The 19,929-nt window shown below is 68.9% G+C and carries 21 protein-coding genes and 1 pseudogene; 16 read left to right on the top strand and 6 right to left on the bottom strand.

All coding sequences use genetic code 11. The annotated features are described in order from the left end of the window. The first annotated feature begins 106 nt into the window (after positions 1-106). The 6 genes from JQX13_RS13505 (at position 107) to JQX13_RS13480 (ending at position 4,995) form a co-directional block, all read left to right on the top strand. Positions 107-679, top strand: coding sequence for a hypothetical protein (locus JQX13_RS13505; RefSeq protein ID WP_203412658.1), 573 nt, complete (start codon positions 107-109; stop codon positions 677-679). 113 nt (positions 680-792) lie between these two features. Next, positions 793-945, top strand: coding sequence for a hypothetical protein (locus JQX13_RS13500; protein ID WP_203409404.1), 153 nt, complete (start codon positions 793-795; stop codon positions 943-945). Between the two features lie 12 nt (positions 946-957). Further along, positions 958-1,557, top strand: a complete 600-nt coding sequence (locus JQX13_RS13495) for a hypothetical protein (protein WP_203409403.1) — start codon at positions 958-960, stop codon at positions 1,555-1,557. Between the two features lie 108 nt (positions 1,558-1,665). Further along, entirely contained in the window at positions 1,666-2,901 is a 1,236-nt protein-coding gene (locus tag JQX13_RS13490) for an ISL3 family transposase (RefSeq protein ID WP_203409402.1), read from the top strand. A 414-nt stretch (positions 2,902-3,315) separates the two neighbouring features. After that, positions 3,316-4,413, top strand: coding sequence for a hypothetical protein (locus JQX13_RS13485; protein WP_203409401.1), 1,098 nt, complete (start codon positions 3,316-3,318; stop codon positions 4,411-4,413). Positions 4,414-4,422: 9 nt separating this feature from the next. Continuing rightward, positions 4,423-4,995, top strand: a complete 573-nt coding sequence (locus JQX13_RS13480) for a hypothetical protein (protein WP_203412657.1) — start codon at positions 4,423-4,425, stop codon at positions 4,993-4,995. Between the two features lie 103 nt (positions 4,996-5,098). Here JQX13_RS13480 and JQX13_RS13475 read toward each other — a convergent pair whose 3' ends face one another. Further along, positions 5,099-5,590 (bottom strand): SMI1/KNR4 family protein, encoded by a 492-nt coding sequence (locus JQX13_RS13475; RefSeq protein ID WP_343211084.1) that lies wholly within the window; start codon positions 5,588-5,590, stop codon positions 5,099-5,101. Between the two features lie 744 nt (positions 5,591-6,334). Between JQX13_RS13475 and JQX13_RS13470 the strand changes: the two genes are divergently transcribed. Genes JQX13_RS13470 through JQX13_RS13460 form a run of 3 tightly spaced genes read left to right on the top strand, consistent with a single transcriptional unit; the run spans position 6,335 to position 8,718 of the window. Continuing rightward, positions 6,335-6,895, top strand: coding sequence for a putative glycolipid-binding domain-containing protein (locus JQX13_RS13470; protein ID WP_203409400.1), 561 nt, complete (start codon positions 6,335-6,337; stop codon positions 6,893-6,895). 14 nt (positions 6,896-6,909) lie between these two features. Continuing rightward, complete coding sequence (locus JQX13_RS13465; RefSeq protein WP_203409399.1) at positions 6,910-7,542, top strand: YdcF family protein; 633 nt, start codon at positions 6,910-6,912, stop codon at positions 7,540-7,542. Positions 7,543-7,554: 12 nt separating this feature from the next. Next, on the top strand, positions 7,555-8,718 hold the full coding sequence (locus JQX13_RS13460; protein ID WP_203409398.1) for an App1 family protein: 1,164 nt from the start codon (positions 7,555-7,557) through the stop codon (positions 8,716-8,718). Between the two features lie 7 nt (positions 8,719-8,725). Here the strand turns inward: JQX13_RS13460 and JQX13_RS13455 are convergent, their stop codons facing one another. The 3 genes from JQX13_RS13455 to JQX13_RS54030 all read right to left on the bottom strand — a co-directional run bounded on the left by JQX13_RS13455 (position 8,726) and on the right by JQX13_RS54030 (position 11,790). Then, positions 8,726-10,930, bottom strand: a complete 2,205-nt coding sequence (locus JQX13_RS13455) for a tryptophan synthase alpha chain (RefSeq protein ID WP_203409397.1) — start codon at positions 10,928-10,930, stop codon at positions 8,726-8,728. 185 nt (positions 10,931-11,115) lie between these two features. After that, a complete protein-coding gene (locus JQX13_RS54035) occupies positions 11,116-11,319 on the bottom strand; it encodes a hypothetical protein (RefSeq protein ID WP_239015573.1) in 204 nt (67 codons plus the stop codon). Positions 11,320-11,616: 297 nt separating this feature from the next. Then, positions 11,617-11,790 carry a hypothetical protein gene (locus tag JQX13_RS54030; protein WP_239015571.1) on the bottom strand — a complete coding sequence of 58 codons (174 nt, stop codon included), beginning with the start codon at positions 11,788-11,790 and terminating at the stop codon, positions 11,617-11,619. On the opposite strand from JQX13_RS54030, the pseudogene JQX13_RS13450 reads away from it, so the two are divergent. Beyond that, a pseudogene (locus tag JQX13_RS13450) lies at positions 11,768-13,312 on the top strand (ATP-binding protein); the annotation flags it as partial. The gene JQX13_RS54030 and the pseudogene JQX13_RS13450 sit on opposite strands and share 23 nt — an antisense overlap. Before the next feature lie 196 nt (positions 13,313-13,508). Continuing rightward, on the top strand, positions 13,509-14,243 hold the full coding sequence (locus tag JQX13_RS13445; protein WP_203409396.1) for a hypothetical protein: 735 nt from the start codon (positions 13,509-13,511) through the stop codon (positions 14,241-14,243). A gap of 10 nt (positions 14,244-14,253) precedes the next feature. On the opposite strand, the gene JQX13_RS13440 is transcribed toward JQX13_RS13445, so the two are convergent. Continuing rightward, positions 14,254-15,195 carry an MBL fold metallo-hydrolase gene (locus JQX13_RS13440; protein ID WP_203409395.1) on the bottom strand — a complete coding sequence of 314 codons (942 nt, stop codon included), beginning with the start codon at positions 15,193-15,195 and terminating at the stop codon, positions 14,254-14,256. Between the two features lie 205 nt (positions 15,196-15,400). Here JQX13_RS13440 and JQX13_RS13435 point away from each other — a divergent pair, with 205 nt between their 5' ends. The 5 genes from JQX13_RS13435 (at position 15,401) to JQX13_RS13415 (ending at position 18,914) form a co-directional block, all read left to right on the top strand. Further along, a complete protein-coding gene (locus JQX13_RS13435) occupies positions 15,401-16,057 on the top strand; it encodes a site-2 protease family protein (RefSeq protein WP_203409394.1) in 657 nt (218 codons plus the stop codon). A 146-nt stretch (positions 16,058-16,203) separates the two neighbouring features. Further along, positions 16,204-16,737: a hypothetical protein gene (locus JQX13_RS13430; RefSeq protein ID WP_203409393.1), complete on the top strand. Its 534-nt coding sequence runs from the start codon at positions 16,204-16,206 to the stop codon at positions 16,735-16,737. Beyond that, entirely contained in the window at positions 16,734-17,744 is a 1,011-nt protein-coding gene (locus JQX13_RS13425; protein ID WP_203409392.1) for a M28 family peptidase, read from the top strand. The genes JQX13_RS13430 and JQX13_RS13425 overlap by 4 nt, the downstream gene beginning before the upstream one ends. Next, the gene (locus tag JQX13_RS13420) at positions 17,741-18,274 is read left to right on the top strand and encodes a hypothetical protein (RefSeq protein WP_203409391.1); all 534 of its coding nucleotides are present in this window, start codon (positions 17,741-17,743) and stop codon (positions 18,272-18,274) included. The genes JQX13_RS13425 and JQX13_RS13420 overlap by 4 nt, the downstream gene beginning before the upstream one ends. Positions 18,275-18,332: 58 nt before the next feature. Further along, the gene (locus JQX13_RS13415) at positions 18,333-18,914 is read left to right on the top strand and encodes a Uma2 family endonuclease (RefSeq protein WP_203409390.1); all 582 of its coding nucleotides are present in this window, start codon (positions 18,333-18,335) and stop codon (positions 18,912-18,914) included. Between the two features lie 7 nt (positions 18,915-18,921). Here JQX13_RS13415 and JQX13_RS13410 read toward each other — a convergent pair whose 3' ends face one another. Next, positions 18,922-19,842, bottom strand: a complete 921-nt coding sequence (locus JQX13_RS13410; RefSeq protein WP_203409389.1) for a TIGR02266 family protein — start codon at positions 19,840-19,842, stop codon at positions 18,922-18,924. Positions 19,843-19,929: the final 87 nt, after the last annotated feature.

Below are 19,929 nucleotides of genomic sequence, written 5' to 3'. Positions count from 1 at the left end.
TTCAAGGATGCATTCCACCAGCTCTTGAGTGAGAAGGTTCGTGGTTCGCGCGTCAATCTGGGATGACGGAAGGGCATTGCTCCCACGCGAGTCAGATTCTGAACCCATGACCTTTACGGCCGAGCAGTTGCTCTCCATCGCGCGGAACTATTGGCCCTCGGATATGGAGTCCTATCTCAGTCCCGAGAGGAGCCCGGAGGTGGCGAGGTTCCAGGCGTTGTGGAGGCAGGAACTCGGGAAGATGGGCCAATGGGGAGCGTTCGTCCGAGAGTTCGGCGGAGAGCTGCCCGGGTTCACCGTTGGCAACGTCACCGCTCCAGTTGATGCGTGCTTTCGTTGTGCCGCCTATCCCGAAACACCCAGCGAATCCTCCCCGTTTCGCTGGGTGGTCGTCGGTTGCGTCAGCATCCTGGCTCCCGTCTATACCGTCTACGGCGTGCAATACGAATACAGCGGAGGGCAACGAATCAGGGATGAGGTGTTCTTCGAGCCGCTTCCGGTTGAAATGCGAGCCCCTGCGGGCATCATCGCCAGGATGCTCGAGGCCACGTTCGGAGTCAGGGTGCTTCCGCGAGAGGTCGCCGAGACTCCTGTTCCGCTCTTCGTGGATCCTCAGACGCCGCCGAAGACCACTCTTTTTCACGCGCTGTTCATCAGCCAGCCCGCGAGCGTTCCCTGAGTCGGGGGCCGGGCGCGCAGGTGTCCTGGTTCCGGGCCGGGCTCCCGTATGCTGCGCCCGAGCATGAACGGCGTGGCTCGACGTTGCACCTGTTCGTGCAGGGGCGTTCACACGTGCCTTCCCTCTACATGGGCGAGGTGAGGGTCGTTGGAGTCGAAGGGGACGCGCCCATGACCGTCACGTTGGAGCTGGACCGGCCCATTCCGAGAGACATCCGGCGCGAGCTCGCCGGGACGGACCCTTTGGCGGAGGAGCGCCGCGTCTGATTGAGATGTTCAATGAGCCACATGGCGAGTGTCTGTTTGCCGCCGGATATTGGAGCTTTGGCACCTTTGATTTACCATCCAGACTTGTTCATCCTTGCGTTTGGAGGATGCCCAATGGTGGATTCGCTAGGCCAACGATATCCGCATTGGGTCATGCTCGCGAGGGTTATGTTGTTGGGGATTGGGGGGCTGGCTGGCTGCACCGCTGGCCGCAATACCGTAACTGGGCAGATCTCCCCGGCGCACTTCGAGTTCACCAAGGTCGTGGAGAAGTCGGGACCGGAGAATGAGCCGGGCGGATGGTGGGCGGTCTGCATCCACGCCCGAATCACCATGGGCGATTCAGGAGCCACCTCCATCTGCAAGTTCGAGGTCGGTATGCCTGTACGTAACGAGTCCGAAGGAGAAATCTCCTTGCGGGATGCCCAGGAAGCGGCGGCGGCCATGGCCAATCGGGCTATGTTCAAGATCTTGTCGGAGGCTGATCCGACAGTGATGCACGTCATCCATTGCAACAACTTCAAGGCACTCTATAATTTGATGCTCAAGGAGAAGATCGGATCTTCTGTAGCTGAGGTGGGCGCGACAGGATGGACGGAGGGTCTCCGGTGAGAGACAGGAGAGGGGCAGTGCGGAGAGGTGGCTGTCACTCTCGCAAGAGCCCTGGTCGCGGAGTTGCAGTGCGTGCCGCCCCTGCGAGTGCTGGCGGGGAGGCGGGGAGTGGCGGGGCCGAGTGTGGGGGAGGTGATGGGGCGCGTGCTGCGCATCCAGGGGATGAGCGTGCGCGGGGTACAGATGGGGCCCGGGGGACTGGTGGTGCAGGTGCGCCCCCGCCAGCGCAAGCCGCGCTGTGGAGTGTGCGGCCGGCCCGCCCCAGGCTACGACACGAAACCTGGGCGACTGTGGCGGCACCTGGCGCTGGGAGAAACCATCTTCTGGCTGCGGTACGCCCCGCGCCGGGTGCGCTGCCGGGAGCATGGAGTGAGGGTGGAGCGGGTGCCCTGGGCGGCGCACGGCTCGAGCTTCACGCACGGCTTCGAGGAGTTGGTGGCCTGGCAGGCGCAACGCCTGGACAAGTCGTCCATCTGCCGGTTGCTGGGCATCAACTGGCGCACGGTGGGCACCATCATCGAGCGGCTGGTGGAGGAGCGCCTGTCGCCTGGGCGCCTGGAGGGGCTGCAAGTCATTGGGGTGGACGAGCTGGGCTGGCGCGCCGGGCACCAGTACGTGAGTCTGGTGGTGGACCACCTGCGCTCGCGAGTCGTCTGGGTGGCGGAGGGGAAGAACGAAGAGACGCTCAACGGCTTCTTCGACGAGCTGGGAGAGGAGAGGACGAAGCAGTTGACGCACGCGACGATGGACCTGTCGGCGGCCTTCAGCAAGGCGGTGGGCAACCGGGCCCCACACGTGCGCAAGGTGTTCGACCGCTTCCACGTGCAGAAGCTGGCGAACGAAGCGCTGGACACGGTGCGCCGGCAGCAGGTGCGGGAGCAGGCGGGGAGCCAGGAGGGCAAGGCGCTCAAGCACAGCCGCTGGGCGCTGCTGAAGAATCCGTGGAACCTGACGGTGGGCCAGGGAGAGAAGCTCAGCGAGTTGAAGAAGACGAACCAGACGCTCTACCGGGCCTATCTGCTCAAGGAGAGCCTGGCACGGGGCATGGACTACGTGCAGCCCAAGCGGGCCTCGGAGCACCTGGACAAGTGGTGTCAGTGGGCCAGCCACTCCAGGCTCGCCCCCTTCGCGAAGCTGGCGAAGACAGTCCAGCGGCACAAGGACGGCATTCTCGCCTATGTCGAGACGGGGCTGAGCAACGGAGTGGTGGAGGGAATCAACAACAAGATTCGAGCCCTCATCCGTCGCGCCTATGGCTTCCGCAATCCCAAGGCATTCAGGGCGATGATACTGCTGTGCTGCGGAGGCCTGGAGTTGACTCCGCCCCTGCCAGTAGCGGCGTAGCCCCTCGCAGTAGAAGCAGGCAGCTGGGGACCGAGCTCCGGAGCGCCGACAGATTCGACTGCAACCCGGCCAGCAGGGCAGCGGAGCCAGGCGCCCTGTCATGCACAGCCGCGGCTTTCTGGCACCCCAGGTCGTGCCCCTGTCTCATTCATGCCTCGAACTCTCGCGGGGACTTGCGTCCCATGGCCATCGCGCGGCTCCGCACACCCTTGAACCCCAAGTCCTCCCCGTGCGCACGGCCTCGGTTCCTCGACCCTGCCCACTCGACGTACCGAAGACCCAGAAGATCTACGGTGCCAAGGTGAGTGGCTGCGGAACCAAGGGCGTCAAGACAGTTCATTACAAAGAGCCCTATCACTGCGAATGACGAAAGAGCAGGGGCAGCCCGCCCCGGTCTGTTCCCGAATGAAGCAGATGAGCCAGACCTACAAAGGCCTCACGCAGCCGTTCCCCATCGACACCGTCGGCCCTGACGGCAAGAAGCGGCCCATTCACGACTTCCCGAAGGTGGGTGGGTTCAAGAAGGTACCGCTCGCGCGTGGGCTGGAGGCGTTCGAGCTGCATTTCCCGTCCTTCCTCCAGAAGCGGCGCGGCAGCGAGCCCGTGGCTCCGGACCTGGGCACCTCCCTCCACTTGCTCCTCGAGGTAGAGGACGAACAGCAGCACGCCGAGATCATCCGTCGTGTGGTGCGTGAAGAAGTCCCGGGAACCTTCGGCAAGTACCTCGATGCCATCCATGTCTTCAACGTCACCCTGCACCGCGAGGCGCGTACGATGCAGGTCTCCGTGGAGCTGACGCCGCACGGAGCCGAGGCGGTGGCGTGGAGCTTCGAATTGCGTTTTCCGTCGGAGGAGGAGGGGCGCCAGGAAACGTCCAGACTCCACCCGAGCCCTCATGCGATGAACGATCCGAGGGCCGCGGAGCTCATCCGCGTCGCCCGGCACTACTACCCGGCGGGCTACCCCGTCTGGGAGGATGACGATGAGGCGCCCGTGCCGGCCCATCAACTCACACCCGAATACCAGCGGTGGAGTGCGAGCCGGCAGAAGACCTGGGACGATTGGTCGGAGTGGAAGGATTTCCTGGGGCGCGTGCGTGCCGCGTTTTCCGGGCACGACGTGCGGGATGTGACGTATCCCTCGGCGGATGCCTGTTCCCGTTGTTGCGTCTACCTGCGTGAGTCCCTACCGGACGGGGGGCGGGTCGTCACCCGGGTAGTAGGGGCCGTGTGCATCCTCGCGCCGCTGTACCTCGTCTACGCGACGACGGTCACGGTGCGGCCCGACAAGACTTCCACCCGTCCGCTGCTCACCTTCGTGCCGACCGGTGACGTGAAGCCCTTCGCGGACACGCTGGCCCGCTACATCGAGCAGGTGTTCGGTTACCGCCCCTTCCCCTTGGAATTGGCCGATGTCCCCCTGCCAGAGCTCCGAGTCGGATCCCTGGACGAGCCACCCACGCTCCTCGGCGCTCTCTTCGCGGCTCGGGGCACGTTGGAGAACCTACCCTGAGCTGAGCCCATGACCCTCTCGGCCGAGCAGTTGCTCTCCATCGCGCGGAACTACTGGCCCTCGGACATGGAGTCCTATCTCCGTCCGGAGAGGAGCCTGGAGGTCGCGAGGTTCCAGGCGTTGTGGAGGCAGGAACTCGGGAAGATGGGCCAATGGGGTGCGTTCGTCCGCGAACTCAACGGAGAGCTGCCCGGGTTCACCGTTGGCAACGTCACCGCTCCAGTTGATGCGTGCTTTCGTTGTGCCGCCTATCCCGAAACACCCAGCGAATCCTCCCCGTTTCGCTGGGTGGTCGTCGGTTGCGTCAGCATCCTGGCTCCCGTCCATTCAGTCTATGGTGTGCAGTACGAATACAGCGGTGGGAAACGAATCAGGAATGAGGTGTTCTTCGAGCCGCTTCCGGTCGAGATGCGCGTCCCCGCGGACGTCCTCGCCAGGAGGATCGAGGTCACCTTCGGAGCCAGGGTGCTTCCGCGAGAGATCGCCGAAACTCCTGTATCGCTCTTCGTGGAGCCGCAGAAACCGCCGAACACCACTCTTTTTCATGCACTTTTCACAAGCCAGCCAGCGAGCGTGCCCTGAGTTGAACGTGCCTGTAGAATACCATTCCATCGAAGAGCCAGGCACCCGTGACTCCTGCTCTCCTGCTCTCGTGTGCGGTGTTGCCGCGCTACGGATGTTTCCGTCAAACGCGCGGTGCCAGTGGTGTCCAGCCTTCCTTCAACCAGTACAGGTGACCATCGCTACGTAGGGCTTGCTCGAGGAAGTCGGAAAATGAGAGGGCAATGAGCTTGTTACTGCCTGGTTCCGTGAATGTCTCGTGGAAGCAATCGAGCAGCGGATATCGCCCGTTCGCGGTCTTGCTCGTATCAACCGCGACGTAATCCGTGTCCCCCGTGTCGCAGATGGCGTACCAGGATGAGGGTCCATATTCGTCCAAGTCCCGCCCAAGAATGGCCACCCTGGCTCGAATGATCTTCGAGAGGGGAAGGATTTGATAGATTTCGTCATCTCGTTTGAAAAGGCGCGCACCGTCGCAATGCGAATAGAATGCACGCAGATCCGGATCCAGGCGCCAGCCTGCTCGACGCTCGAAATCCTCGATTTGATGCAGTGTGGCAGGTGGGTTCGGGAAGTGTTGCCGCGAAACCTCTTCGAGCAGTACGTCCATGTTCATGGGTCTACTCCGAGTATGGCCAGTATGGGCCTGCGACGTTCCACCTGCCCGTTCCATCGTAGCAACGCGGATACTCCGTATTGAGTTCACTATGTGTATCCGGAGGCACAGGAAGGATTTCCCCTGAAGTGGGCTCTCCACCATGTGCGAGATCATGTACATGGTGACCGGGCCAGTTCGTCCCCTCTGTGTTCTGGGGCCAACCGCCGTATTCCTCGCTCCATGCGCGACGGTACTTTTCTCGTCCCGCCTTCCACTGGCCGCGGCGTCCCTCTAGATCTTTTGCTTTGGGGTAGTTGCAGCAGCAGTGCGTTACGGCCAACCGGCCACCCATTAATACGGGGGTAATTCCAACGGGCATCTGGACTTCAGTCTTTATGTCGGCCACCCAAATGCAACCCATGGACATGAGTTTCTTTGCTCTGCATTTGGAGGTGCATTCGTCAAGCCATTCTTGGCGGCACTGCCAGGGGCCATAGTAGAGGGTCTTTCGAATGCGGCCGTTTTGCGATTCCAGCCAGGGTCCCTCCCATTTCCTCGCCTTGGGTGGATGAATGGCCGAGCCCGTCGTGCCGCATCCCCAAAGGGCAAGGCACAGCAGCGTTGCGTAGCGTGTTCGCACGTCGACCTTCCTCTGGCTGGATGTTGATTTTACAAGAGGATGGGCGGTGTCGTCGCTTCGTGGAGTGCGGCGCGCAGGTTGTCCTGGTTCCGGGCCGGGGCTCCCGTATGCTGCGCCCGAGCATGAACGAGCAACATGTCGCCTGGGCCCCCTGGTCCGGTCCCGGTCACGAGCATCTGGTGCTGCGCGAGGTCTCCAGCGCCCTCACCGCCCACAGCTCCGTCGAGGGCATGACCGACGAGGGTCGTCCCTTCTCCCTTCGCTACTTCCTTCGCACCGACTCCGCCTGCCGCGTCCGTGAGGTGGAGCTGGCCCTGCTCGGCGGTGACGCCCGGCTCGCCCTTCGCTCCGATGGTGCCGGCCGCTGGACCGATGAGAAGGGCCGCTCCCTGCCCGAGCTCGACGGCTGCATCGACGTGGACATCTCCGCCAGCCCCTTCACCAACACCCTCCCCATCCGCCGCCTGGGGCTCTCTCCCGACTCGTCCGACGACATCATCGTCGTCTACTTCTCCGTCCCCGAGCTCTCCGTCCGTCGCTGCCGCCAGCGCTACACCTGTCTCGGCCCCGAGCGCTACCTCTTCGAGAGTCTCGAGTCCGGCTTCCGCGCCGAGCTGCCCGTCGACTCCCAGGGCCTCGTGCTCGACTACCCGGGGCTCTTCCGCCGCCTCCCCTCGCGCTGACTCCGGGCCACTCCATGCCTCCGCTCGCTCTCAAGAAGGGGCCCGGTCCCCTCCGGCGCTGGCTCTTCGTCGGCCTGGGGGTCGCCACCTTCGGGCTCTACGGCATGGCCTTCGTGGTGGACCGTTTCGGCCAGCGCGAGCGGGCCGTCCCCTCGGACATCGTCGTGGTGCTCGGGGCGCGCGTGCTACCGGGGGGCCAGCCCTCTCCCGCGCTACGCGCCCGCATCGAGAAGGCGGTGGAGCTCTACCACCGGGGCCTGGCGCCCCGGCTCCTCTTCTCCGGTGGCGTGGGCATCAACCCTCCCTCCGAGGCCCGCGTCATGCGTGACCTCGCGGTACGGCTCGGTGTCCCCGAGGAGGCCTGTCTCCTGGAGGAGCAGAGCCACTCCACCGAGCAGAACGCGCGCTTCTCCTCGGTGGTGCTGCGCTCGCTCGGCGTCCGGCGCGTGGTGGTGGTCTCCGACCCGTACCACCTCCTGCGCGCCCGCCAGTACTTCCGGCTCCACGGCTTCGAGGTGGCCACCAGCCCCGCCTTCCTCACCGAGCGCAACATGCGCTTCGTGGACCGTTGCTATTGGACGGTGCGCGAGGCCGCCGCGCTGCTGCTTCACCCTCGCGTGTTGTTCGCTCGCGAGCCGGGCCGTTAGACTGCCTCGGCCATGGCCCCCCAGAAGTCGCCCAATCCCCTCGTCCGGCTCGCCTTCCACGTCGAGCACCATGTCGAATCGTGGAGCTGGCGCCTGCGGCGCAAGGTGGGGCTGGGCCGTCCCCCGCGCATCCTCCCCTACCGGGGCTACGGGACTCCCCGCCGGTCCGTCATCAAGGCGCGCGTGCTGGAGAACCGTCACGTGCGTCCGCCCTGGAAGCGGCACACGCTGCTGGGCAGCGCCGTCGCCTCGTGGAAGCGCTACATGACGGTGGAGATTCCCCACGCCCGGGTGAAGGTGTGCTGGGGGGATCGGCGCTGGGAGGGCACCACCGACGAGGAGGGCTTCCTCGAGCTGTGGGTGGAGCCTCCCGCCGGGGTGAAGGCCGGCTGGCACGACGTGGAGCTGGAGCTGCTGTCGCCCGCTCCCAAGGGCGTGGCCCGGGTGCGCTCCCCCGTGCTGGTGGCCGGCCCCGAGGCCGAGTTCGGCGTCATCAGCGACATCGACGACACCGTCATCGTCACCAACGTCACCAACTTCCTCAAGCGCGCCTGGGCGCTCTTCCTCACCGAGCACCGCACGCGTCTGCCCTTCGAGGGCGTGGACGCCTTCTACGACGCCCTCCACCAGGGCAGCACCGGCTCGGCGGGCAATCCCATCTTCTACGTCTCCTCCAGCCCGTGGAACCTGTACGAGCACCTCGATGAGTTCCTCGGGCTGCACCGGATTCCCGCCGGCCCGCTGCTCCTGCGCGACTGGGGGTTGAGCCGCACCGGCTTCGCTCCCGGTGGTGGGCACGGGCACAAGCTGGAGAAGATCCGCGGGCTGCTGAGCACCCTGGAGTCCCTGCCCTTCATCCTCATTGGTGACAGCGGGCAGGAGGACGCCGAGCACTACCGCACCATCGTCCGGGAGTTCCCCGGCCGCATCCGCTGCGTCTACATCCGCAACGTGTGGCACCGCCCGGGCCGCGAGCGCGAGCTGGCCTTCATCGCCGCGGAGATCCGCGCCGCCGGCAGTCAGATGTTGGCCGTGGACGACACCGTGACGGCGGCCCGCCATGCCGCCAGCCAGGGGTGGATCCGCTGGCGCGAGGTGGCCGAGGTCCAAGCCCACCAGCAGGAGGACGCCGAGGCCCGGACGCTCCTGGACAAGCTCGACCGCGACCACGGCTGAGGGTCTGTCACTGGCAGTCCGGATCCTTCTCGTCCGCCCGGCCGTCGGCGTCGTCGTCGGCGCCGTTGGAGCAGTGGCCGGACTCGCCGGGCACGTACTCGTTGATGTGCAGCGTGTAGCGGATGGGCGTGGCCGAGGTCTCGCTGTCCATGCCGTCCACCACCACCAGCACCGTCTGCCCCTTCTCCAGGGACAGCTTCACCACCGGCGCGCCCTTCTTCCCCGCCGTCCGGCTCGCCGAGCACGCCAGCTCCCGGCCCCGGCACCCCGTCAGCACGTACAGCGCGTTGCCCTGGCCGCCGCCCACCGTGTCGAAGACGAAGGTGCCGCTCAGGGGCGCCGTCCACAGGTGCGCCCGGTCCTGCATCAGCAGCGCTCCGCATGTGCCCTGGAAGTCGTCTCCTGCTCGCGCCGTGTCCCCGTGGTACGTCACCGGCAGCGCGCTGCCCAGGTCCGTGTCCATGCACCCGCGCCCGTCGCACAGGGGCTCGCCCTGGCAGTCCGTGTCCGCGCAGTCCACCCACCGGTCCCCGTCGTTGTCCGCGCCGTCGAAGCAGCGCCCCGCCTCGGTGGCCGCCTGCTCGTGGATGTGCAGCTCGAAGTCCCCCGCGCCGAAGCTCCCCCCGGTGGCTCCGTCCACCACCACCAGCACCCGCTGGCCCGCCGCCAGCGTCGCCGACACCCGCGCGCCTCCGCCGTAGCTGATGCCATCCGTGGCGCACGCGAGCTCCTCGCCTGCGCAGCCGTCCCGCCGCAGGCTCAGCAGCGTGTCCATGGCCGAGCGCGTCGTGTCGAAGGTGAAGGTGCCACTCCTGGGCGCCGTCCACATGAAGCCGCGATCCGGCGGGCCCGCGCCGCCGCACGAGGCGCGGTGGTCATCGTTGGCCCAGGTCGTGTTGCCCTTCACCCGCACCGGCAGCGTGCTGCCCAGGTCCTGGTCCACGCACACGGGCGAGGCGCGGTAGCACACGTTGGCCACGCCCGCGCCACCACACAGCTCCCCCTCCGCGCAGGTGCCGCACTCCAGCGTCCCTCCGCACCCGTCCTCCACCGTGCCGCAGTCCTTGCCCAGCAGGGCGCACGTGGCGCGCTGGCAGGCCGGCTCGGCGCAGACGTTGGGCACGCCGCCGCCCCCGCACGTCTGGCCCTCGGGGCAGGCGCCACAGTCGAGCACCCCGCCCGCTTCCGGCACGAGGCCGCAATTCTTTCCCAGCTCCGCGCAGGTGGCCGGTGCGCAGCGCGCGCTGCCGCAGACGTTGGGGACTCCGCCGCCTCCACAGGACTCGCCCCCGAAGCACTGGCCGCAGTCGAGCGTCCCCCCGCAGCCGTTGGAGAGGGTGCCGCAATTCTTTCCCTGCGCCGCGCACGTGGTGGGAATGCACGAGGCCGGGCCGCACACGTCGGGCGCGCCGCCGCCGCCGCACGTCTCGCCCTCGGGGCAGGTGCCGCAGTCGAGCGTCCCTCCGCACCCGTCCGGCACGAGGCCGCAGTTCTTCCCCAGCCCCTCGCAGGTGGCGGGCACGCAGGGCGGGCTGCCGCAGACGTTGGGGACTCCGCCGCCGCCGCACGTCGTCCCGCAGGGGCAGGCGCCGCAGTCGAGTGTCTCCCCACAGCCATTGGAGACGGTGCCGCAGTTCTTGCCCAGCGCTTCGCACGTGGTGGGAGTACAGGGGGCCCGGCCGCAGATGTTGGGAGCGCCGCCGCCCCCGCACGTCTCGCCCTCGGGGCAGGCGCCGCAGTCGAGTGTCCCCCCACAGCCGTCGGAGACGGTGCCGCAGTTCTTGCCCAGCGCTTCGCACGTGGTGGGGGTGCAGGGCGCCCGGCCGCAGACGTTGGGGAGGCCACCGCCCCCGCATGTGTCGGGCGCCTGGCAGACGCCACAGTCGAGTGTCCCCCCGCAGCCGTTGGAGACGGTGCCGCAATTCCTGCCCAGGGACTCACAGGTGCCCGGGGTGCACGGCGTCGGGCCACAGACGTTGGGCTCGCCACCGCCGCCGCACACCTCGCCCTCGGGACAGGTCCCGCAGCGCAGCACGCCGCCGCACCCGTCGAGAGCCGTCCCGCAGTTCAACCCCTGCGCCTCGCATGATTGGGGCTGGCACCGGGAGAGCGCCCCGCCATCCGCGAGCGGATCCGGAGTCACCGTCCCTCCACATGCCACCGACACCACGACGAGGGCCGCCCACCCGAGCCCACTCCACCGCCCGCCCATGCCCCACCCTCCACCCGGCCTTCGAGTGGTCCACGAAGGCGCAACCTGGGACGGCCTCCCCGGCGGCGGAAGGGGGCCCGGAGTGGTGGCTCGCGGTGGTGAACGGAGGAGGCCGTCCCCGAGGGGTCCGTGGCGACCGGTTTCCGACAGAGTGTTGCCCGGGAGCACCGATTCCTGGACACGTGTCAGGTCGTCACCTTGTGCGAGTGGGGCTGGCTGTCTCGAGGGGGGGGTGGGGAGGTGATGCGACGTCCCTGGACGTTCGCCAGGCGTATCGCGGTGGGACTCACCGCCTCGCTGGTGGTGGCATTGGCCATCGCTGGCGGCACCGCGCTCGCCCTGCGCTCGCTCCTGTCCAGCGGCGAGTACCTCACCGAGAACCGCGTCATGCACCTCGTGGAGGTGGAGCGGTTGCGGCGGGCCTTCAGTGACAAGATCGCCAGCCAGCACGCTCATGAGCTGACCGGCGAGGCGTCCTTCCGGGACGAGGCGGCACGGGCCCGGGCACGGTTCAGGGAGTCGTTGAGCATCCTGCGCTCGCACCAGGAGGGCAGTGCGGAGCGGCGCTTGTTGGAGGACCTGGCCTGGGCCGAACAGGCGCACGAGGACGCGGTCCAGGCGATGCGGGAGGCCCTGGCGCGAGGGGCCTCCCCGGAGGAGTTGGTGGAGCACGCCCAGAGGAGGAATCAGGCGCGCCGCCAGACGTACGCGTCGCTGAACGGGCTGGCCCGGTTCACCGAGGCCTCGTTCCGCGAGAGCGCCACGCTCGCCCTGCTCTCCGATCGGCAGGCGCTCTGGCTCATCCTCGCGGTGGCGACACTGGGGCTGCTGGTGGCGATGGGGCTCGCCTGGGTGCTCACCCGCGCGTTGTGGCCCCTGCACCACGAGGCCCGGGCCTCCGAGGAGCGCTTCCGGCTGCTGGTGGAGGGGGTGAAGGACTATGCCCTCTATCTGTTGGATCCGCAGGGACGGGTGGCCAGCTGGAACCCGGGGGCCGAGCGCATCCAGGGCTGGCACGCGGAGGAGATCATCGGCCGGCCCGGCGCGCTCCTCTATCCGCCGGAGGCGATGGGGGAGGGGGGGCCGCAGCGGGAGCTGGAGCGGGCGGCGCGCGAGGGGCGTCTGGAGTCGGAGGGCGTGCGGTTGCGCAAGGACGGCACGCGCTTCTGGGCGGAGTCGCTGCTCACCGCGCTGCGCGGCGCGGACGGACAGCTCGAGGGCTACGCGGTGCTCACCCGCGACAGCTCCGAGCGCAAGCACATGGAGCGCGCCCAGCGTCTCTTCGCCGAGGCCGAGCGACTCTTCCTCTCCACGCAGGATCCGGATCTCGCGGTGGCCGAGCTGGCGCGGCTGCTCGTGCCGGAGCTGGCGGATGGCTGCCTCATGTTCCTCCTCTCCCCGGAGGGCGAGCTGCTACCTCACGCGGTGGCCCACGTCTCCGTGGAGAAGGAGGCACTGCTGTGGGAGCTGATCGCCCGCCGCCCCGCGTTTCGAGAGGGGGCGGCGGTCGGCGTGTGGCACGTCCTGAGCACGGGGAGGTCCGAGCTGCTCACGGAGGTGACGCCGGAGGTGATGGAGGCGGTGTCCACGGATGCCGAGCACCTGGAGCTCATCCGGCGGATGGGCGCCTCCTCCGCGCTCACCGTGCCGCTGCGCGCGGGGGGCCGGACGTTGGGCGTGCTGGTGCTGCTGTCCCAGCGGCCGGAGCGCCGCTTCACGGAGACGGACCGGGTGTTCGTCGAGGAGCTGGCCAGCCGCGCGGCGCTCGCGTTGGACAACTCGCGGCTGCTGCGGGAGGCGCAAGCGGCGCTGGAGCTCATCGGCGTGGCGGCGCACGATCTGGGCAACCCGCTCCAGGCCCTGCAATTGATGCTGGGCAGGCTGCGGCGCGCGCCCCCCTCGGAGCCGGACAAGCTGCGCGAGGTGCTCACCGCGGCGGTGCGTCACACCCAGCGGCTGGGGCGGCTCCTGCACAACCTGTTGGACCTGTCGCGGCTGTCCTCGGGGAAGCTGGAGCTGGAGGTGGGAGAGGTGGACCTGGCCGAGCTGGTCCACGAGGCGGTGGAGCGGCACGCGGATCAGGCGGCGGAGGCGGGCAGCCATCTGGTGTTGGACGTGGAGCTGGGCGTGGTGGGGCGGTGGGACCGGCTGCGATTGGAGCGGGTGCTGACGAACCTGCTGTCCAACGCCTTCAAGTACGGCAAGGGCCAGCCCATCGAGCTGCGCGTGAAGCGCACGGACGGCTACGGGCGGTTGGAGGTGAGGGACCACGGGCCGGGCATCCCCCTGGAGCAGCAACATCAAATCTTCGAGCGCTTCAAGAAGGCCCCCGCGCGGGGAGAGAAGAGGGAGGGCTTCGGGCTGGGCCTCTACATCGTCCGGCAACTGGTGGAGGCGCATGGGGGCACCATCCGGGTGGAGAGCCGGGAGGGGAGGGGGCGGCGTTCACCGTTGAACTCCCTCTGGTCCCGGCGAGTCGGGAAGTGGATGCCAGTCAACCGCATCCGGGGTTGGTGCATTAGTCGGATTGAGCCGGGTACGCGGTGGCGACACCCTGAAGGCCTGTATGAGGTGAGTCATGGTGAAGCTGGCCCTTCTGGGAGAGTCCTACCCGGCGCAGCTCCGGGAGAATCCACAGGCGCTCCGGGACGTGGATGTGGTGTGGTCTGGGACGTCGTTGGAGGCCTTTCGGGCGCAGGTGCCGGCGAAGCGTCCGGACGTGCTGGCCCTGGACTTCCTGGAGCTCAACGGGGTGGAGACGGGCGCGGTCCCGGCGCTGCTGGAGGACTCGGGGGCGCGGCACGCCATCGTCACGTACCGGTTCGCGCGGCGCGGGGTGCTGCAGCAGTACCCGGCGGGCAAGGTGCGGCTGCTCCAGGGGCCCATCTCCCTGTCGCTGCTGCGCGCGCACGTGCACCTGGCGGTGTTGGACGCCATGCTGAAGCCGCAACCCGCGAAGCCGGCCGCGGTGACGCCGGCTCCGATGGTCCAGGCTCCGGCCCTCCAACTGGGAGCGCCGGGCGCGGTGTCCACCGTGACGGTGCCCGCCGTGCCGAAGCCGCCCCGCTACTCGGCCGCGCAGCTGGGCGTGTTGCTGGAGGTCTCCAGCGCGGTGCAGTGCGAGTGCCCCAACCACCTGTCTCAAATCGTCAGCAGCCTGCAGGCCTTCGAGGAGTACTCGAAGCACTGCGAGAGCCGGAACGAGGCGGACCGGCAGGTGCACGCGCTGCTCTACCGGTACACGGCGGCGGCGCGCGCGGTGATGGAGGAGGCCCTCACCGCGCTGGTGGAGCACGAGAACATCCAGCTCTAGCCGCGGGGCCTCACACCGTCGGCATGGGCGGCACCGGGGGCAGGGGCGGCTCCCTCGTGTCGGGTGTCTCCAGCACCGAGCCGAGGCCTCGCAGGGCATGCGGCTCGTGGGCGCGCTCCTCCTCCTCCAGGCGCTCGAACTCCACGGCGTCGTGCGCGCAGAAGACGCGCACGTCCCGGTCATGGCGGCGCACCAGCTCCCGCAGCCGCTCCTGGTTGAGCTTCCGCATCCGCCCGTCCTTCTGCATCAGCTCCTGGTAGGCCCACAGGCCCGGCGTGCACCGGGGCCGGTCCGGGTTCATCTCCTCGTGGAAGAAGTACGCGTCGCCCGCGTGCAGCAGCCACCCATCCGACAGCTGCATGGCCACGCCCGCGTGCCCCAGCGTGTGTCCCACCAGCGGCACCAGCAGGATGTCCGGCGGCAGGCCCTCCAACTCGCGCACGCACTCGAAGCCGAACCAGCGATCGCCCCCGCGTGGCATCGGGTACGTCACCCAGTGCGGCTGCGTGCTCCACTGCCTCGGGCGGAAGCGCCGGCGGTCCAGCCACGTCATCTGGGACATCGCCGCGTCCACCTCCGCCGCCATCACGTGCACCCGCGCCGCCGGGAAGTCGTCCAGCCCGCCCGCGTGATCGAAGTCCAGGTGCGTCAGCACGATATGACGCACGTCCGAGGCCTTGAAGCCCAGGCGTTCGATCTGCCTCACCGCCGTCATGTCCTCGTTGAGCCGCGGCCGGTTGAGGTTCAGGAAGAAGGGGCTCAGCCGGGGCCTCGGGTTGCGCACGTCCTCGAGCCCGAAGCCCGTGTCCACCATCACCAGCCCCTGATTCGTCTCCAGCAACAGGCAGTGGCACACCAGCGCCGCCGGTATGCCCTTCGGCCGCTGCCTCCCATCCATCAGCCGGCCACCCGGTGGGCACATCGTCACGCAGTTCAAATGATGGACGCGCATCCCGCTGCTCCCTTCTTCGTTCGTCGCAAAGGTGGGGCGGAGTACGAGGGCGGGCCAGATGGCGGGGGCTCCGCGATGCTCGGTTGCCTGGCGCGGGGGCCGATACCCTCACCCCGGCCCTGTCCCAGGGGGCGAGGGAGGCGCCTGGCGGCTCGTTCGCCGCTTGCGTGGCGGAGCCCTGTTTCCCGTCTTATGTGAGAGCGCGATGCAATCCCAGCCCCTCCTCGAACGGGCGTTGATGCTCATTCCGCTCGTTCTCTCCCTCACCATCCATGAGTTCGCCCATGCCTGGAGCGCGAGGCTCCTCGGGGATGACACCGCCGAGCGCATGGGCCGCTTCACCCTCAACCCCCTCGCGCACATCCATCCGATCGGCACCCTGCTGCTGCCGCTGCTCGGCATCCCCTTCGGCTGGGCCCGCCCCGTGCCCGTGGATCCCACCCGCTTCCGGCGGGACATTCCCATGCGCACCGGGTGGATGCTCACCGCCGCGGCCGGGCCGCTCTCCAATCTGTTCCTCGCCGCCGTGAGCGCGCTCGCCTATGGCCTCACCCTGCGCTGGGCCCCGGACTTCCTCGTCGCCAACCCGGGTCTGCGCTCCCTGCTCGGCATCATGGTGGTGATCAATGTCACCCTGGCCCTCTTCAACATGCTGCCCGTGCCCCCGCTCGATGGCAGCCGCGTCGTCGAGGGACTCCTGCCCCAGCGGCTGCTCGGCTCCTGGCAGCGTGTCCTCGCGCTCGGACCGCTGTTGCTGATCGGCATCCTGTTCTTCGGCGGAAGGCTCATCGCCGGGCCCACGGGCTATCTCGTCGGGCTCATGGAGCGGCTCATCTCCGGCATCGCCACCGCCGGCATCTAATCCCCGATGCTCCCTCTCCCCTCGGGAGAGGGGAAATGGCCGCGGTTGTCTGCTCATGTTCACAGGGGCACTCCTTCGCGGACCTTCCTGACCGGGATTCGCTCGTCCTCGCTCATGTGGGACCCGCCGGTTAGAGTGTGCCCCCCATGCGACCCTGGTTGCTCCTCGTCGCCGCGCTCCTTCCGGGAGCCGCGGCCGCCGGACAGGATGTGTCCCTCGGTGCCACCGCCCTCGTCCTCACCAACGGTGGCGCCTACAACGTCTCCGACCCCCGTCCCGGCCTCGAGGCCGCCTATGCGTACGAGCTCGGCTCCTGGCGCCTGGGCGGAGGGTTGCGCTGGCTTCCCTCGGGGCCTGGCTCGGTGCCCCTCGAGGTCTACGCCCGCGCCCTGCTCTCCACTCGCCTGGGCGTGTGGCGGCCCGCGGTGGGCCCCGAGCTGGGCTTGAGCGGTGCGCCCATCGTCATTCCGCCTCGCGGAGGCTTCCCGGAGGACCACTCGCGGCAGCAGGCCTCGCAGCTGGGACCCGTCTATGTCGCCCTCCACGCCGAGCCCCTGCGCTTCTCCTTCCGCCGCTTCACCGTGAGCGCGCTCGCCCTCCAGTGGGGCACCAGCCTCGCGGCGCCCGGCGCCTCCCTTCGCCTGCAGCTCGGCCTCGTCCACCTGGGGGTGTCGCTGTGAGAGCCCTGTCCGCCGCGTTCCTGTTCCTCGCCGTGAGCTCCTGTTCCTCGCGGCCCTCCGTCGACGAGTCCTCCGCCGTGCGTGCCGGGGACTTCGCCGCGGGCGTGGAGAAGTCCCGCCTCATGTCGGACGTGGAGGCGCTGGTGGCCTCCCACCGCGAGGACACCCCGCTGGACTGCGCGCTCTTCGAGCCCTCGGAGATCGACACGACTCGCCGGCCCGTGTGCAACCTCACCCGAGACAAGGCCCGTCAGCTGGTGCGCGAGCGCCTCGAGTCGTTCGGGTACACCGTCACCACGCACGACACCGAGGATGCGCGCTTCCCCACCAGCAACCTCATCGCCGAGCTGCGCGGCACCGAGCACCCCGACGAGGTGGTGGTGATTGGCGCCCACTACGACGCCTACTTCTCGGGCGCGGACGACAACAGCTCGGGTGTGGCCGCCCTGTTGGAGATGGCGCGGCTGGCCGCGGGCAAGCGCTTCGCGCGCACGGTGCGCTTCGTGGGGTTCGATCTGGAGGAGCTCGGCCTGGTGGGCAGCACGCGCTACGTCCAGACGCACCCGGGGGAGCGGATCGTCGCCTCCATCGTCTTCGACTGCATCGGGTACAAGGATGCGCGCCCCGGCGCCCAGCAGGGCCTGCCCGGCTTCCCCGTGCCCACCACGGGGGACTTCATCGCCGCCATCGCCAACGAGCCGTCGCGCCCGCGCCTGGAGGAGCTGTACACGCTGGCCACCCGGCTGGGTTACGGGTTCGTGCGGGGCGTGGTGGTGCCCAACGAGGGCTCCGGCCCCGCCTCGGGCAACCTCATGCGCAGTGACCATGCTCCCTTCTGGCTGGCCGGGCAGAGCGCGCTCTTCCTCACCGACACCGCCAACTTCCGCAACCCGAACTACCACCACGACACCGACGTACCCTCCACGCTCGACCCGGACTTCCTCGCCGACGTCACCCGGCTGTCCGCCGCCGGGCTCTCCTTCTGGGCCGGAGGTCCCCTGCCATGATGCCGACGACGCTTCTCGTGCTCTCCACGCTGGCCACCTCACCGGCCCCGGCCGAGGTGCCCCTGCCCTCGCGGCACCAGCTCTCGCTGTATGCCCTCTCGGGGGCGGCGGTGTACCTGTCGTCGGCGCGCACCCAGGGCGGGCTGGGCGGCGGCTTCGGCGTGCGCGACACGGTGGACGGGCGGTGGTTGCTCCAGGTGGATGCGAGCGGCCTCACGGGCCTGGGCTCGGTGCTCGCGGTGCGGGTGGGCGCGGGCATGCAGTGGCGGCCCCAGGGGGCATGGGCTCCCGCCGCGCTGGTGAGCCTCACCGGCCTCTTCGGGGACAGAATGGAGTTCCTCACGCCCGCGAGCCCGGCGCCCGTCGTGGGGCCCTCGCTGGGACTGGGGCTGACGCTGGCGCCCGCTCGCTTCTCGCTGGGAGGCGCGCAGGTGTCCGTGCTCGAGCTCGGCGTGGGCGTGGGCACGGACAGGCCCGGGCTCGGCGTGCTCTATGGGCTCACCCTGCTCGAGGTGGGCGTGGCGCTGTGAGTGGGGTGGACGCCCTCGCATGGGCGGCACTACCTTGAAGAAGCAAGGAGGCTCGGCCATGCACTCCCCTGACATCCTCGAGAGCGGGCTCGTGGCTCCGCGCCGCTTCCGCCTGGACGAGTACCACCGGCTCATCGATGTCGGAGTGCTCGGCGAGGATGAGCGCGTGGAGTTGTTGGAGGGGGTAATCGTCGAGATGACGCCACAGGGCCGACCTCACGCGCTGGTGATTTCCCGGCTCAACCGTTTCATGAGCCGGGTGCTCGGGGACGCCTACAGCGTCCGTCCGCAGCTCCCGCTCTCGCTCGGTGATGACAGTGAGCCGGAGCCGGACCTGGCCGTCGTCACCCGTCACGAGGAGGAGACGTCCCAGGCGCATCCCCGCTCCGCGCTGCTGGTGGTGGAGGTGGCCGACGACTCGTTGCGCAGGGACCGGCTGCTCAAGGGCCGCATCTACGCCCGCGCCCGGGTACCGGAGTATTGGGTGGTGGATGTGACCGGCCGCGCCGTCGAGGTGTACTCCGAGCCGGATGTGGACGCGGGCCGTTACCGGACGATGCGCACGCTCGGGGTGGGGGAGACGCTCTCCTGCGCGACTCTGCCCGGGCTGTCCCTGCCCGTGGCCGAGCTGTTCGCCTGAGGGCCTCTCAGTCCGGGAAGAACAGCGGCTCGCGCGTGGCCACGAAGTCCGAGATGGCCGCGGCCATCTCCGGCGGCAGCTGGGTGAACTGCACGCCCATTCCCGGCATCAGCTCGGGCGTCTTGTCGTTCACCTCGCGCGTCCAGCGCACCACCCCGGTCACCTTCATCGGCCGGCCTCCCGGCAGCGTGAAGTCCAGGTCCACCAGCGTCCCGCGCGGCACCGTCTGCACCGTCGCCACGAAGATGCCGCCCTCGCTGATGTTCGTGGTGAAGCCCGTGAAGAAGTTCGAATCGCTGTTCAGGTTGATCGTCGCCTGCAGGCGCACGCGCGACGCGCGGGACCCCAGCGGGCGTGGATCCGGAAGGGTGAGGTTTTCCTGCTGCGCCCCGGCCGCCTGGCGCGTCGGGACCGCCCGGTGCGACTGGGTCGCGGGGACCGTCTGCGCCGCCTGGGCCGCCCGGGCCGCCGCCTCGCGCTCGCGCTGGGCTCGGGCCGCCGCCTCCGCCGAGCGCTTCAGCCCCGCTTCCGCCTCGCTCAGGTCCTGCTGGGCCCGCGTGTTGAGCAGCTGCAGGGCCTGGAGGGCCTTCTGGGCGTCCTGCGCGGCTCGCCGCCGGGCCTCCAACGCCTCGTCGCGCGCCGCCAGGGCGCGCTCCCGGGCGTCCTCCGAGGAGCCGGTGTGCACCGAGGCCGATTCGAGCCGCGCGCTCGCCGCCCGCACGTGCTCGTCCGCCTGGCGCTCGGCCGGCACCCGCGACACCTGCTGCCGCAGCTCCGCGAGCCGGCGTGAGAGGGACTCGGCCTCCAGGGCCGCTCGGTGGAGCTGATCCGCGAGCCGCGCTTCCTGGCTGGCCAGCTCGGCCTCGGAGCGGGTGAGCTCGGCTTCTCGGTTGGGCGGTTGGGGCGGGACTGGGGACGGCGCGTTCATCTGCCGTCCACTCTAGCGCGCTCCCGGGGAGGCGACGAGTGGGGAAGACCCTCACCCCGGCCCTCTCCCAGGGGGAGAGGGAGGAGG

Source organism: Archangium violaceum (assembly GCF_016859125.1).
In the GTDB taxonomy this organism is placed as follows: domain Bacteria; phylum Myxococcota; class Myxococcia; order Myxococcales; family Myxococcaceae; genus Archangium; species Archangium violaceum_A.
The sequence above is the reverse complement of the archived record's forward strand: the minus strand, read 5'-3'. Positions and strand labels throughout refer to the sequence as shown.